Raw genomic sequence first — 13,380 nt, 5'->3', positions numbered from 1 at the left:
AAATGCTATCGTTTAATGATGTACTTCTTATTTCAACAAAAACGAGAGGCTTCCATCAAGTAAACTATTCATTTGAGACTGTTTCGATATTTTCTGATTTACCACAACCGAAAGGGCTATTTTTTCCGATTCATGATGATAATCTCGGGAAAGCAATTGAAAATGGGGCAATAGCGTCAATATGGGATGAAAAGCAGTCGCTGCCTTCGTATACGCCCAACCATTTTCCTGTATTTTTTGTAAAAGATCCAATTTCAAGGCTTCTCCAATTATGTGAGGAATACATTGGAAAATCAAAACAAAAAGAGTGTGAAACAATGACTAAATTTGCATTTTATTCGCCATTACTTCTGAATAGCTTACCATTTACATATGATATAGCTGTAGAAGAAGAACAAACAAAAGTAATTGAAACAATAAAAAAATATTTAAATCAAAATAGGATGGGATAAAAATGATGGAGCAAGCTATATTCTTTACAATCTTAATGGGATTTTTAATTACTGCATTACTTTCTCCTATTTTTATTCCTTTCTTAAGAAGATTAAAATTTGGGCAAAGTATTCGTGAAGAGGGACCAAAATCCCATCAAAAGAAAACTGGAACGCCAACTATGGGCGGGATTGTCATCCTACTATCTATTGTCGTTACAACAATGGTTATGACTGGTAAAATTTCTGAGCCATCGGTAAAAACCTATTTGCTTTTATTGGTTACTATAGGTTTTGGATTACTTGGATTTTTAGACGATTTTATTAAAGTAGTTTTAAAAAGAAATTTAGGTTTAACATCAAAACAAAAACTGCTTGGACAAATTGTTATTTCAATAATTTTTTATATTATTTTCCGACAATATAATTTTTCGACAGAGATATCCATTCCTGGTATAGATTACTCGATCGACTTAGGCTGGTTCTATTTAGTATTTATCATTTTTTGGTTAGTTGGATTTTCAAATGCAGTTAATTTAACCGATGGTCTGGATGGACTAGTTTCTGGGACATCTGCAATTGCATTTGGAGCATTTGCTGTTTTAGCTTGGAATCAATCGCAGATTGATGTTGCTGTTTTCTCAGTTGCCGTAGTAGGTGCTGTTTTAGGTTTCCTTGTTTTTAATGCGCATCCAGCCAAGGTTTTTATGGGTGATACAGGATCATTAGCGCTTGGTGGTGCTATTGCTACAATCGCTATTTTAACGAAGCTAGAGATATTGCTTATAATTATAGGCGGGGTATTCGTTATTGAAACATTATCTGTTATTTTACAGGTAATATCTTTTAAAACTACAGGTAAGAGAATTTTTCGTATGAGTCCATTACACCACCATTATGAATTAGGCGGTTGGTCAGAATGGAGAGTAGTAGTAACATTTTGGACAGTAGGATTATTATGTGCGATTTTAGCTATTTATATCGAGGTGTGGTTGTAAGTGAAAAAGATTACTGATTATCAGCATAAAAAAATATTAGTATTAGGACTAGCAAAGAGCGGGGTTAGTGCGGCCTCGCTTTTACATACGTTAGGGGCATTTGTTACAGTAAACGATTTTAAACCTTTAACAGAAAATCCAGAAGCGCAAGGCTTATTGGAACAGGGGATCAAAGTAATTTGTGGAAGTCATCCGATTGAGTTACTTGATGAAGGCTTTGAATTAATCGTAAAAAACCCTGGAATACCATATACCAATCCATTAGTAGCTGGTGCGATAGAGCGTGGAATTCCAGTTATTACAGAGGTTGAGCTTGCTTATAAAATCTCTGATGCAGCTATTATTGGAATAACAGGTACAAACGGCAAGACAACAACAACAACTTTAATTTTTGAAATGCTAAAGGCGGATCAGAATTCAAAACCTTTAATTGCAGGAAATATCGGTACTGTTGCTTCGGAAGTAGCACAAATTGCCGAAAAAAATAATCAAATGGTAGTCGAACTATCTTCGTTTCAATTGATGGGAATTCAAACATTTCGACCTCATATTGCTGTGATTACAAATATATATGAGGCTCATTTAGATTATCATGGAACAAAACAAGAATATGCAAAGGCAAAAGCAAATATTACAAGAAATCAAACAGAAAATGATTATTTAATTGTAAATGGCGATCAAGATGAATTACTGGAACTAATCTCTATTTCAAAAGCCAAATTAATCTCTTTTTCAACCAATAAGCATTTAACGAACGGATGTTCTGTGATTAATGGTATGGTTACGTTTTTAGGTGAAGAAATTATTCCTAAAAGCGATATCATCCTTCCGGGTGATCATAATTTAGAAAATATTTTAGCAGCTGTGGCAGCTACAAAGCTAATGGGAATAAGCAATGATTCTATACGAAAAGTGTTAACTAGTTTCAAGGGAGTAAAGCATCGTACTCAATTTGTTGGTGAAATCGCTGGGAGAAAATTTTATAACGATTCAAAAGCTACGAATATCTTAGCTGCGCAAAGTGCTTTAAAGGCATTTTCTGAACCTGTAATTTTACTTGCTGGGGGGCTTGATCGTGGTAATGGATTTGATGAGTTAATTCCATCATTAAAAAATGTAAAGGTATTGATTACTTTTGGTCAAACAGCTGAAAAACTAGAGGAAACTGCTAGAAAAGCGGGAATAAAAACGATTATACGTGTCGATAATGTTGAAAAGGCAGTACCAGTAGCATTTGAAAAATCAAATCCTGGAGATGTCATTCTACTGTCACCTGCTTGTGCAAGTTGGGATCAATATAAAACTTTTGAAGTTCGCGGTGATATTTTTATTGATGCAGTGCATAAGTTAAAATAAGAGCAAAATCTTACATCTTGAGAATGAAACATATATATACAAGCTCTAATATTTCACTCTCGAGGTGTTGGACATTGCCAGTAAAAAAATCGAATCCTGATTTCTTGTTAATCATTGTTACTTTAACTTTATTAACAGTTGGTCTCATTATGGTCTATAGTGCAAGTGCAATATGGGCAAACTATAAATTTGATGATTCTTTCTTTTTTGTAAAGAGACAACTTTTATTTGCCGGAATTGGTGTTGCTGCTATGTTCTTCATTATGAATGTTGATTATTGGTCATGGAGATCATGGGCTAAAATGATATTAATTGTATGTTTTGTCTTACTTATTCTAGTTTTAATTCCTGGAATTGGGATGGAAAGGAATGGATCTCGGAGTTGGATTGGTATTGGGGCCTTTTCAATACAACCATCAGAATTTATTAAATTAGCAATGATTGCTTTTTTAGCAAAATTTTTATCGGAACAGCAAAAATATATCACAACATTAAAAAAGGGATTAGTCCCATCCTTATCCCTTGTATTTTTAGCCTTTGGAATGATCATGCTGCAACCTGATTTAGGGACAGGTACTGTTATGTTAGGAACATGTGTCATTATGATTTTTATTGCAGGAGCGAGAATTCTCCATTTTGTTGTTTTAGGTTTAATCGGAGTAGCTGGATTTGTTGCCTTAATTTTGTCGGCTCCTTACCGTATGGATCGAATTACTTCATTTTTAGATCCTTGGCAAGATCCACAAGGGACTGGTTTTCAAATTATTCAATCGTTATTCGCGATAGGACCAGGAGGCTTGTTTGGACTAGGTTTAGGGGAAAGCCGCCAAAAGTTCTTTTATTTGCCTGAGCCGCAAACTGATTTTATTTTTGCTATATTATCAGAAGAACTAGGTTTTATAGGAGGAACTTTTGTTTTATTATTGTTCGCTTTATTATTATGGCGCGGTATTAGAATTGCTCTTGGTGCACCCGATCTATATGGCAGTTTCTTAGCTGTAGGAATTATCTCGATGGTAGCTATTCAAGTTATGATCAATATTGGTGTTGTAACAGGGCTAATGCCGGTTACTGGAATCACATTACCTTTTTTAAGCTATGGAGGTTCTTCATTAACATTAATGCTCATGGCAATAGGTGTATTACTAAATATTAGTCGATATGCTAGATTATAATTTTAAGTAATCAATTAGTCCCTAATCTCTGTAATATTTAAACCCTTTAAAAGGGTTTTTTTACTTTTAGTACTTTAATACTACATTTTTATTACAATCATATAAATATTTTTTTACTATAAGTAAAAACATGTATAGAATATAGTATTATAAGAAAAGCGCAAGCGCCTTGCCCATCGGCGTACGGATTTCGTAGTCTTCGACTGAGATAAAGGAAACACGGCGAGGGACGAGTCGATGTTGACTTATCGTAGGGAGAAGACGGAGAAATACGCTAGCCGATAGGCGCTGGAACTAGACACAGCAGACACTTTTCATGTCTAATATCCTTAGTAAATTTTAAACTTTCTTACCTTTTAAGAAAAGCGTACGCGACTATTTAGCCCGTCCGCTCTGAGGCTCCATTGGTGGGAGGTTATTTGACCTCAAGGGGATAGGAGCCGGATGGACAAAAAGAAACGTGTTAATAGATACTTTCGTATGAAATGGAATACATAGAGGTGAAATAATGAAAATCGTTGTAAGTGGCGGTGGAACAGGCGGACATATCTATCCAGCGTTAGCCTTAATAAGAACAATTAAAGAAAATCATCCTAATACAGAATTTTTATATATTGGAACTGAAAAAGGATTAGAATCAAAACTTGTTACTATGGAAAATATTCCTTTCCATGCAATTAATATTACAGGGATAAAAAGATCATTATCCTTCGAAAATATTAAAACACTTTTTCGTTTTGTAAAAGGAGTACAAGATTGCAAAAGAATACTAAAATCATTTAAACCTGATGTTGTGATTGGGACAGGCGGATATGTTTGTGGGCCGGTAGTTTATGCTGCAGCTAAGCAAAAGATCCCTACTGTTATCCATGAGCAAAATAGTATACCGGGTTTAACAAATAAATTTTTAAGCAGGTATGTTAATAAAGTCGCCATTTGTTTTGAATCAGCAAAAGAATTTTTTCCTGAAGATAAGGTTGTTTTAACAGGAAACCCTCGTGCTACAGAGGTCATAGGCGATAAAAACCCAACTATTATTCAATCATACGGTCTAAGCGAAAATAAACCGACAGTACTTATATTTGGTGGCAGTAGAGGGGCGAGACCAATAAATGAGGCTGTGGTAAAATCATTAGCACAGTTTGCTGCAAAACCATATCAAATTATTTATGTTACAGGGGATGTTCATTATCAAGAAGTTGAAAAGGAAGTTTCCTTAATTGGTAAACCAGAAAATATTGTAGTAGTACCGTTCATCCATAATATGCCGGATGTTTTAAGGTCAGTTGATTTAGTTGTTGCTAGAGCTGGAGCTACTACACTTGCTGAATTAACAGCTTTAGGAATACCCAGCATATTAATCCCTAGTCCTTATGTAACCAATAACCACCAAGAAAAAAATGCCAGCACCTTAACGGAAAATGGAGCAGCTAGTATGCTCTTGGAAAAAAATTTATCGAGTCCTCAACTACTTAAATCAATCGATGATATTATCTTAAACCAAGAGCAGATTAATAAAATGAAAGAGGCAGCCAGTAATCTTGGTATACCAGATGCTTCTAAAAGGTTATTTAATGTTATGCAAGAATTAGCGAAATAATATAAAAAAGATACAATAATTACTGGTGTTAGAAAAAAATGTATAGAGAAATAGCGATATATTCTCTTTCAGAAAGTATTGTACTAGTATAAAATAATTGGAAAGAAGATGATGATGTCAACTACAACGGCATAAAAAAGAAAAGTGCCGTTCTTCATTTTTGTCCGTATGAGAATTTTATGAAAATGTGAGGGGGGAAACGTGTGCCTGAAGGAAAAATCGTATCTTTAGAAGATCGAATTCCAAAATTAAAAGAACAAAGAAAAAGGAAAACCAATAGACGCCTTATTTTTTTGATATCGTTGTTCTTCCTTTTAATTTTATTTGTTGTATATTTTCAATCCCCTCTAAGTCATGTAAGAAAAATTACAGTTGAAGGTAATCAAACAATTAATAAAAAATTAGTTCTAGATAAATCAGGAATCTCAACGAAGACAAATATTTGGAATATAGATAAGGAAAAAATAGCTTCAAAAATAACTAACATACCTGAAATTAAAAAAGCAAAGGTGAAAGTTCTTTTTCCAAACAATATTGTTATCAATATTAAAGAAAGGGCAACGATTGCTTATATTTCAGAAGGTACAAAACTTTTACCTGTTTTAGAAAATGGCAGTGTTTTAGATAATCAACAAGATAGTATGTTAACAAATGTTCCTATATTAACTAGTTTTAATAAGGGAAAGATATTAACTGAGATGGTTAATCAGTTGCAACAATTGCCTGATGAGATTATTAATTCAATATCAGAAATTCACTATTCCCCTAAAAAAACAGATACATACCACATTACATTGTATATGAATGATGGTTTTGAAGTTTCTGCAACGATAAGAACATTAGCGGAAAAAATCATTCACTATCCGTCGATTATTAGTCAACTTGATCCAAATGTAAAAGGAATAATCGACTTAGAGGTAGGCTCCTTCTTCAAGGCGTTTAAAGCAGGTGGAAAAGAAAAAGATGAAAAGAACAAAAATGAAAGGTAAAAACGTAATCCTTGCTCTAGTTAGTTTGGTTTTAGGTTTCATGCTAGCCTTTTCTTATAATTTAGCTAATAAAGAGAAAAAATCTAGTTCTACGTTATCGGATCCGCAATTTGCTAGAGAAAACGAATTAAGAAATGAAATTTTAAAACAACAAAAAGAAAATAGAAGATTACAAAAGGAATTGTATGATAAACAAAATAAAGTCCGTACAATGGAAAAAGATCTTTCCAAAGAAGAACAAGTTTTTTTCAATTTAGCTGAGGATGCTGAAAAGTATCGAATGTTTTTAGGAAAAGTGAAAGTACAGGGTGAAGGTGTTACCGTTACTCTTGAGGATGGAGCATATGATCCAAAAAAAGAAAATGTAAATAGTTATATTGTACATGATCACCATGTTTTTAAAGTAATTAATGAATTGTATATTGCAGGTGCAGCAGCAATAGCGATTAATGGACAAAGAATTAATCATAATTCCTATATTGTCTGTAATGGCCCAGTCATCACAGTTGATGGGATTCCTTTTCCAGAACCCTTTCAGATTACTGCGATTGGTGACCCGAATGTTTTAGCATCAGCTTTATCAATATCAGGTGGTGTTAAGGATCAGCTAGTCAATGATAATATTGTATTTACTATAGAAAAAAAGGATCAAGTTCAAATTGGGCCAATTCTAGGCGAATCTTCAGAATAGAAAAGGTGAAAAGGAGTGGGCACAAAGATTAAAATAAGCATGACGGCTATTTCAATTATTATAGGATTTATGCTGGCTATACAATTTCAAACAGTAAAAAAGCCAAAGCTTAGAGATACCCGAGACATATGGCAGCTTAGAGAAGATTTATTAAAGGAACAGGATTTGCAATCGAAATTAATTGAAGAGATTCGTTCCAACGAAGATCGGTTTGATAAGTATGAAACGAAGATGAAAGATAGTAAAGAACAAGCGTTGAAAGATACATTAAAAGAATTAAAAAAAGATGCCGGCCAAACTAAAGTAACTGGTTCAGGAATTGTTTTAAAAATAGCTCCTTTTGAAGAAGCTGTATTACTTAATAAACGTGTTCCCGAAGTTTCTCCGATCCTCTTGAACCGTCTAGTGAATGAATTAAATATGTATGGAGCAAAACAAATAGCCATTGATGGTGAAAGAATAATTAATACGACTGTTATTCGTGATATTAATGGTGAAACAAAAATTAATGGTCGTTCTATTAACTCGTATCCATTTGAAATAAAGGTAATTGCTGAAAATATAAAAGCAGCGAATAAATTATATAATCGCATTCAGGTCTCTCCCGTAATAGATGAACTATTTGTCGATAATCTAAAAGCGATCATTTCAAAGCCCAAAGAATCTATTGAAATTCCAGCATATGATTCCAGCATAATTATTCAATATATGGAACCTGTCAAATAATTATTAAATTAATGTATACACTGTAATTCCTAAGGCACCTAATATCTACCGAATTATTTACTTCGTTTTCAAGAAGGGAGAGATAAAAATGTGGCTGCCGATCTTTGGTTTACTTATAGGAGTTATCCTTGGACTATTAACCGATATTCAAGTCCCTGATGAATATGCCAACTATCTTTCCATTGCTGTTTTAGCAGCTCTTGATACACTGTTTGGTGGTATACGTGCTCATCTTCAAAATATTTATGAAACACACGTCTTCGTTTCAGGTTTCTTTTTTAATATAATTCTTGCAGCAAGTTTAGCTTTTCTAGGAGTTCATCTTGGTGTAGACTTATACTTAGCTGCAATATTTGCTTTTGGTGTAAGACTTTTTCAAAATATAGCTGTAATTAGGAGAATATTACTAGTAAAATGGTCCTTGAAAGGTAAAAATACGAAAAAAAATTAAACTTTTTAAAGGGAAATCTTCACTTTTGACGAATTATTTTATAGTATATATATCTTACAGATAATAAGTATTCTCGAATATACTATAATATTAAAAATAATAAAAATTCAACTGAATGTGACAAGTATTTTAGGCAAAGGGAGGTGCCAAAGAATGAACAACAATGATATATATGTAAGTCTTGACATCGGTACATCCACCGTAAAAGTAATTATTGGTGAAATGGTAAATGATTCACTTAATATAATCGGTGTTGGGAATGTGAAGTCTGAAGGGATCCGAAAAGGATCCATTGTTGATATTGATGAAACAGTTAATTCGATTAGAAAAGCAGTCGAGCAAGCTGAGAGAATGATTGGCATGAATATTAATCATGTTATTGTTGGAATAACAGGTAATCATGTCATGTTACAGCAGTGTCATGGCGTTGTTGCTGTATCTAGCGAAAATCGTGAGATATCTGATGAAGATGTGGCAAGAGTAATGGATGCTGCTCAAGTAATCTCCATTCCCCCAGAGCGAGAAATTATTAATGTCATTCCTAGACAATTTATTGTTGACGGATTAGATGAAATAAATGACCCGCGTGGAATGATTGGTGTTCGTTTAGAAATGGAAGGTACCATTGTTACAGGATCTAAAACAATTTTACATAACACATTGCGTTGTGTTGAACGGGCTGGTTTGGATATAACTGAAATTGTCCTTCAACCGTTGGCAGCAGGTGCTGTTGCCTTATCGAAAGATGAGAAGAATCTTGGCACTGTATTGGTAGATATCGGTGGAGGATCTACTACACTTGCTGTTTTTGAAAATGGCTTTATAAAAGAAACAAGTGTCATGCCGATAGGCGGGGAACACATTACGAAAGATTTATCTATTGTGTTAAGAACTTCCACTGAAGATGCTGAGCGCATAAAAATTAAAAATGGACATGCATACAGTATTGATGCTTTGGAAGAAGAGGTATTTAGTGTACCAATAATAGGTAGTGATCAGCATCAACAATTTAACCAATTGGAAATTTCTGATATTATAGAAGCTAGATTAGAAGAGATTTTTGATTTTGTCCTTCAGGAATTAAAGCGTATGGGCATCATGGATCTTCCTGGAGGAATTGTATTAACTGGTGGGACAGTTAATTTACCTGGAGTTATGGAATTAGCTGGTGCAGTCTTTCAAAATCGTGTAAGAATAGCTATCCCAGATTATATTGGGGTAAGAGAACCACAATATACAACTGCTGTGGGATTAATTCAATACGCATACAAGAATGCTAGATTGCAAGGACGAAATGTCAGTGCATCACCCGTTCATCTTGAACATAATGAAAACAAATCAGTTAAAAAGCCGCAACCAAAACAAAAAAACGAAAAACAACAAGACGAGAAAATTTCCACGAGAATGAAAAAATTCTTTGGCTACTTTTTTGAGTAAGGCCCTTTTCTTAAACGTTTTTGATTTAAACTTTTAAAGGAAAGTTAATTACGGAAATGGACTCACAATTTTAACTTTAGGTTTCGAATGTAGCCTTTGAGTAGAAAGATGTCTTGATGGAATATCGACGGATTAGGAGGATTTGTCATGCTGGAATTCGATACAAATTTAGATTCATTAGCAACGATAAAAGTAATTGGCGTAGGCGGTGGCGGTAATAATGCAGTGAACCGTATGATTGAACACGATGTACAAGGTGTTGAATTTATTGCAGTTAATACCGATGCACAGGCTCTTAACCTATCAAAAGCAGAAATAAAAATGCAAATTGGCGCCAAACTAACAAGAGGATTAGGCGCTGGAGCTAATCCAGAAGTAGGGAAAAAAGCAGCAGAAGAAAGTAAAGAACAAATAGAAGAAGCTCTAAGAGGAGCTGATATGGTATTCGTTACTGCAGGTATGGGTGGTGGAACAGGAACAGGTGCAGCCCCTGTCATTGCACGGATTGCCAAAGATTTGGGTGCATTAACTGTTGGTATTGTTACGAGACCATTTACATTTGAAGGGCGTAAACGTGCTACTCAAGCTGCCGGCGGTATTGCCGAAATGAAAGAAGCAGTAGATACTCTTATTGTTATTCCTAATGATCGTTTATTAGAAATTGTTGACAAAAGTACTCCAATGTTGGAGGCTTTCCGTGAAGCAGATAATGTATTACGCCAAGGTGTTCAAGGTATATCGGAACTTATTGCAGTGCCAGGCTTGATTAATCTGGATTTTGCGGATGTAAAAACAATCATGACGAATAAAGGTTCTGCATTAATGGGTATCGGTGTTGCCACAGGTGAAAATCGTGCAACAGAGGCAGCGAAGAAGGCTATTTCATCTCCACTACTTGAAACTTCTATTGATGGTGCACAAGGCGTCTTGATGAATATTAGTGGTGGCGTGAATCTAAGTCTATATGAGGTTCAAGAAGCCGCGGATATTGTAGCATCAGCTTCTGATCAAGAAGTGAATATGATTTTCGGTTCTGTCATTAATGATAATTTGAAAGATGAAATTATTGTTACTGTTATTGCAACTGGCTTTAATGAAGATGTCGCTCAACCTAAGCAAAGCAGACCATCAATTGGAACTGGACAGCAAAAAACAAATAACAATCCTTCTGTTAAACGTGAACCTAGACGGGAGGAAGTTCAAGAGCCAGTTCGTACAACGAATCACCATGCGGAAGACGCTTTAGATATCCCAACTTTTTTAAGAAATAGAAACCGCAGAAATCAATAAATTTAACTTTAACCGGATAAATTACTTATCCGGTTTTTTATTTTAATAGCTTTGTTAATGATCATTATTAATAAAATTGCGTGTAGGGTATGCGTGAAGCGATTTTTATACGGAGTATAACTAGCTTCACGCATACCCTACAGGACTTTTTCAGAAACAATAACATTGTTTAACAATGCCATTTTAATAAACTTTTTATATTTCCTCTACTAGTCCATGATTAAAATGACTAATATTATCTCTTCTCAATTAGACAAAATTCGAAAGAAACATTGAAAACTTCTATAATTTCACATACAAGAAATGACACACTTCCAATAGGTATGTACGATATAGTATAAAAAAGCGGAGGAGCCGGATCTACACATCAAACAAAGCGGAGAAATATTTCCTCGCATAATCCAAAGAAAAACCAGGAGTAGGGGGGATATTGTTGGTTGTCTATATGGACGTTATATGGCTATTAAATTTACTCGTAGATACAATGCTTCTTTGGATGACAGCCATCATTTTAAAACGTCACATTTCTTTATGGAAAGTTTTTATTGGAGGATTAATAGGATCCATGCTCATTATCATGAGTCTTACCCCATTGTCCACATATTCTGGAAACCCATTCGTAAAATTATTTTTTTCAATCGTAATGGTTTATACCGTATTTGGGTATAAGCGAATGAGATATTTTTTCATCAACTTAGCAACCTTCTATTTCGTAACGTTTTTAACCGGGGGTATTTTAATAGGAACTCATTATTTTATTCATTTTGATTTCCAATTAAAGCAATCTGTATTACTGGCGAATATTAGGGGATTTGGTGATCCTATTAGCTGGCTTTTTATTCTTTTCGGTATACCAATAGCATGGTATTTTTCGAAGCGTAGAATTGAAGCTTTTGAGATGGCAAATATTCAATTTGATAAACTAGTTGATGTAAAAGTAGAAATAAGTGGATTAGATTTGAATTTAAAAGGACTTGTTGATAGTGGAAATCAACTTTATGATCCGTTATCTAAACAACCTGTAATGATTGTATCTATAAAGACATACCTTGAACAGTTTCCAAAAGAAATAATTGAAGTAACAGAAAACTCCGATCCTTTTCTTCAAGGAAAAACCCAGTTGCCAACAGAGTGGAGTGACAGAATTCGATTCGTTCCTGCTAAAGTTGTTGGGGAAAATAACCAATTATTATTAGCCTTTAAACCAGATACTTTAATCATCCATAATGCGAATGAAAGCTGGCATGTGAAAAGAGCTCTTATTTCTTTTACCATTCAAAATTTATCAAGTGATGACTTATTTCAATGTATTGTACATCCTAAAATGTTAACAGGAATTTCAATTAAATCAGCATCTTAACTCAAAGTATGAATATTGTAAGTACTTTACTACTGCTAATTCACTGAAATTTTGCGGTATTCACAAAATATATTAGGTATTATATCTATACTCCTAATTACATTCATTTAGAAGGGGGATATGAAATGAAAAATTTTCGTATTAAATTATCCTATTACTGGTACAAAATACTTATAAAATTAAAAATTAAAACAGATGAGATCTATTATATTGGTGGAAGTGAAGCCCTGCCTCCTCCGTTGACAAAAGAAGAAGAAGAAGTTTTATTAGAAAAACTACCTAAGGGAGATATGGCAGCACGCTCGCTTTTAATTGAAAGAAATTTAAGATTAGTTGTTTATATTGCACGCAAGTTTGAAAATACAGGAATCAATATCGAAGATTTAATTAGTATTGGAACGATAGGTCTTATAAAAGCAGTAAATACTTTTAATCCAGAAAAAAAAATCAAGTTAGCTACATATGCTTCGCGATGCATCGAAAATGAAATACTAATGTATTTGCGTAGAAATAATAAAATTCGCTCTGAAGTTTCATTTGATGAACCATTAAATATAGATTGGGATGGTAATGAATTATTATTATCTGATGTGCTAGGTACGGAAGAAGACATTATTACGAAGGATCTTGAAGCAAATGTCGATAAGAAACTTTTATTCAATGCACTTCACCAATTATCTCCACGAGAAAAGCAAATAATGGAACTTCGCTTTGGTTTATTAGGTGAGGAAGAGAAAACTCAGAAGGATGTAGCGGATATGCTTGGAATTTCTCAGTCATATATCTCAAGATTAGAGAAAAGAATCATTAAAAGATTGAAAAAGGAATTTAATAAAATGGTTTAATTAGGCATTAAAAAATTTTTTCTCAGACAAA

Annotated in this window: 13 protein-coding genes; all 13 read left to right on the top strand. The window is 33.9% G+C overall.

Translation table 11 applies throughout. The features are described from left to right. Positions 1–2 precede the first annotated feature (2 nt). The 13 genes from ACQKP0_RS06395 (at position 3) to sigE (ending at position 13,349) form a co-directional block, all read left to right on the top strand. The gene (locus tag ACQKP0_RS06395; RefSeq protein WP_427404980.1) at positions 3–452 is read left to right on the top strand and encodes a hypothetical protein; all 450 of its coding nucleotides are present in this window, start codon (positions 3–5) and stop codon (positions 450–452) included. Positions 453–454: 2 nt separating this feature from the next. After that, entirely contained in the window at positions 455–1,429 is a 975-nt protein-coding gene (gene mraY / locus ACQKP0_RS06390; RefSeq protein ID WP_427404979.1) for a phospho-N-acetylmuramoyl-pentapeptide-transferase, read from the top strand. Next, positions 1,430–2,785 (top strand): UDP-N-acetylmuramoyl-L-alanine--D-glutamate ligase, encoded by a 1,356-nt coding sequence (gene murD / locus ACQKP0_RS06385; protein WP_427404978.1) that lies wholly within the window; start codon positions 1,430–1,432, stop codon positions 2,783–2,785. It abuts the gene before it with no gap. Positions 2,786–2,859: 74 nt separating this feature from the next. Continuing rightward, the gene (gene spoVE, locus ACQKP0_RS06380; RefSeq protein WP_427404977.1) at positions 2,860–3,960 is read left to right on the top strand and encodes a stage V sporulation protein E; all 1,101 of its coding nucleotides are present in this window, start codon (positions 2,860–2,862) and stop codon (positions 3,958–3,960) included. A 508-nt stretch (positions 3,961–4,468) separates the two neighbouring features. Next, positions 4,469–5,560: an undecaprenyldiphospho-muramoylpentapeptide beta-N-acetylglucosaminyltransferase gene (gene murG / locus ACQKP0_RS06375; protein ID WP_427404976.1), complete on the top strand. Its 1,092-nt coding sequence runs from the start codon at positions 4,469–4,471 to the stop codon at positions 5,558–5,560. A 203-nt stretch (positions 5,561–5,763) separates the two neighbouring features. Beyond that, entirely contained in the window at positions 5,764–6,549 is a 786-nt protein-coding gene (locus ACQKP0_RS06370) for a cell division protein FtsQ/DivIB (protein WP_427404975.1), read from the top strand. Continuing rightward, complete coding sequence (locus ACQKP0_RS06365; RefSeq protein ID WP_427404974.1) at positions 6,524–7,240, top strand: DUF881 domain-containing protein; 717 nt, start codon at positions 6,524–6,526, stop codon at positions 7,238–7,240. Before ACQKP0_RS06370 ends, ACQKP0_RS06365 begins: the two co-directional genes overlap by 26 nt. Before the next feature lie 15 nt (positions 7,241–7,255). Beyond that, the gene (locus ACQKP0_RS06360; RefSeq protein WP_427404973.1) at positions 7,256–7,966 is read left to right on the top strand and encodes a DUF881 domain-containing protein; all 711 of its coding nucleotides are present in this window, start codon (positions 7,256–7,258) and stop codon (positions 7,964–7,966) included. A gap of 88 nt (positions 7,967–8,054) precedes the next feature. Then, the gene (locus ACQKP0_RS06355) at positions 8,055–8,417 is read left to right on the top strand and encodes a small basic family protein (protein ID WP_427404972.1); all 363 of its coding nucleotides are present in this window, start codon (positions 8,055–8,057) and stop codon (positions 8,415–8,417) included. A gap of 153 nt (positions 8,418–8,570) precedes the next feature. Further along, entirely contained in the window at positions 8,571–9,854 is a 1,284-nt protein-coding gene (gene ftsA / locus ACQKP0_RS06350) for a cell division protein FtsA (protein ID WP_427404971.1), read from the top strand. A 147-nt stretch (positions 9,855–10,001) separates the two neighbouring features. Then, positions 10,002–11,144, top strand: a complete 1,143-nt coding sequence (gene ftsZ, locus ACQKP0_RS06345; RefSeq protein WP_427404970.1) for a cell division protein FtsZ — start codon at positions 10,002–10,004, stop codon at positions 11,142–11,144. 433 nt (positions 11,145–11,577) lie between these two features. After that, positions 11,578–12,504 carry a sigma-E processing peptidase SpoIIGA gene (spoIIGA, locus tag ACQKP0_RS06340; protein WP_427404969.1) on the top strand — a complete coding sequence of 309 codons (927 nt, stop codon included), beginning with the start codon at positions 11,578–11,580 and terminating at the stop codon, positions 12,502–12,504. A 125-nt stretch (positions 12,505–12,629) separates the two neighbouring features. After that, positions 12,630–13,349: an RNA polymerase sporulation sigma factor SigE gene (gene sigE / locus ACQKP0_RS06335; RefSeq protein WP_427404968.1), complete on the top strand. Its 720-nt coding sequence runs from the start codon at positions 12,630–12,632 to the stop codon at positions 13,347–13,349. Positions 13,350–13,380 lie beyond the last annotated feature (31 nt).

Source organism: Heyndrickxia sp. NPDC080065, assembly GCF_050281185.1.
In the GTDB taxonomy this organism is placed as follows: domain Bacteria; phylum Bacillota; class Bacilli; order Bacillales; family Bacillaceae_C; genus Heyndrickxia.
The sequence above is the reverse complement of the archived record's forward strand: the minus strand, read 5'-3'. Positions and strand labels throughout refer to the sequence as shown.